Below are 1,766 nucleotides of genomic sequence, written 5' to 3' on the forward strand. Positions count from 1 at the left end.
GCACCAGGGCCTGCATGGTGGGGGCGGGAGAGGTGGACATGGCGTTTTCCTTCGTGGGGTTGAACAGTGCCGCCAGTTTTCACCTTTCGCTTTTGAATGAAAAGCCACAAGATTGAAACCTTGTCATTCACTTTTGTATGATCCAGTCAATGAACTGGGATGACGTACAGGTGTTCTTGGCCATTGCCCGGCACGGCACGCTGGGTGCGGCAGGCCGCGCCCTCAAACAAAGCCAGCCCACCATGGGCCGCAGGCTGAAGGCGCTGGAGCTTTCTCTGGGCCACACCCTGTTCCAGCGGACCTCCGAGGGCTTCGTCTTGACCGACGAAGGAGCCGCCGTGCTGCGCCACGCCGAGGGCATGGAAGCGCAGGCGCTGTCGTTCTCCCGCCAACTGGACGGCGCAGACCAGCAGCTGGAAGGCGCGCTCCGGGTATCGACCTCTGACTGGTTTGGACTGCATGTGCTGGCGCCGCTGTGTGCCGCGTTCACCAACCACCACCCCCGCGTCAGCATCGAACTCCTGACCGATGCGCGCCTCTTCAGCCTGGCGCGCCGCGAGGCGGACCTGGTGGCGCGCATCGTTCCTTTTGACGAGCCCGACGTCATACAGCGGCAGCTGATGCATGTGCCCTACGCGCTGTACATGCAGCGGGGCGCAGACATGCCCACGGACGATACGGACGTTCGCCTCATCACCATGGACCTGGGCTTCAGCGAGATGCCGGACGCGGCCTGGCTGCGCGAGGCCTTTCCTGCGGCGCGCATCGCGTTTCGCAGCAACAACCGGCACGTGCAGGCCGTGGCCTGCGCATCGGGAGCGGGCCTGGCCGTATTGCCTTGCCCGTTGGGTGATTCGCACCCCGGCCTGCAAAGGGTGGAGGTCGCCCCAGCGCCGCCAGGGCGCGATGTGTGGCTGGGTTACCACCGGGACCTGCGCCGGGTGCCCCGGCTGCGCGCGCTGGTGGAAATGCTGATACAAGCGCTGGGCCCTGCTCAGGGCGATGCAGGCGACCAGGGCGGCTGACAAAACGCTGGGAGCGCCGTCGCAGCGCTTGGCTGATGGCGGTCAGCGACCCAGCCCTGCCCCAACGGCCAGCACATACTCGATGAAGCTGTGACACGGGTGGCTCTGGTGCGCCAGCACATCTGCCTTGACCAAGATGCCCAGCGGCCCTACCGCCTGTGACTTCCACGGCAACACCGCCAGCTCCCCACGCTGAACCAGCGGCCGCAGCAGGCTGGCGGGCGCGCACATCAGCATGTCGCTGTCGGCCAGCATGGCGTATGCAATCTCGGTCGAACGGCTCGACACGCGGCACAGCTCAGGCACACCACCCAGTTCATCGAAGAGGCTCTCCACCTGCTGGGGTCCCAGCCCGGTCAGGGGTGGGGCCAGCCAGCGCTGCGCCAGCAGCTCTGCGGCCGTGACGGTGGCCTGCCGGGTCAGAGGATGCTCCGGGCGACAGGCCACCACAAACCCATCCTGCAGCGCGGCGCAAAACGCGAACCCTTGCGGCAGCGGGGTCGGTTCGCGGCAGATGGCCAGGTCCAGCGTCCCCTCCTGGATGCTCTCCAGCAAATTGTCGATCGTGACCTCGTGGACATCGATGGCCGCATCCGGGTGTGCGGCAACGTAGGTCGGGATGGCCATCGTGAGCAGGCCGTTGATGCCCGCCGCAATGCTGCCGATGCGGATCAGCGCGGACGCTGCGCCCTGCTGCAACAGCGCAGCATTGCCTGCGGCGGCCTGGAGCGGAACCAGCGA

At 66.4% G+C, this 1,766-nt stretch carries 2 protein-coding genes; one reads left to right on the plus strand and one right to left on the minus strand.

Annotated features, from left to right (window positions below; translation table 11 throughout):
• The first annotated feature begins 149 nt into the window (after positions 1 to 149).
• Positions 150 to 1,025 carry a LysR family transcriptional regulator gene (locus DBR23_RS05545; RefSeq protein WP_199227638.1) on the plus strand — a complete coding sequence of 292 codons (876 nt, stop codon included), beginning with the start codon at positions 150 to 152 and terminating at the stop codon, positions 1,023 to 1,025.
• A gap of 42 nt (positions 1,026 to 1,067) precedes the next feature.
• Here the strand turns inward: DBR23_RS05545 and DBR23_RS05550 are convergent.
• Positions 1,068 to 1,766, minus strand: a 699-nt coding sequence (locus DBR23_RS05550) for a LysR substrate-binding domain-containing protein (RefSeq protein WP_233250293.1), incomplete at its 5' end; no start/stop codon positions are given.

The organism is Acidovorax sp. HMWF018, from assembly GCF_003061035.1.
GTDB classification, from domain to species: domain Bacteria; phylum Pseudomonadota; class Gammaproteobacteria; order Burkholderiales; family Burkholderiaceae_C; genus Acidovorax; species Acidovorax delafieldii.

Excerpts from the sequence above, each read along its gene's own strand:
- DBR23_RS05545 (WP_199227638.1), top strand. The coding sequence starts at position 150 with ATGAACTGGGATGACGTACAGGTGTTCTTGGCCATTGCCCGGCACGGC.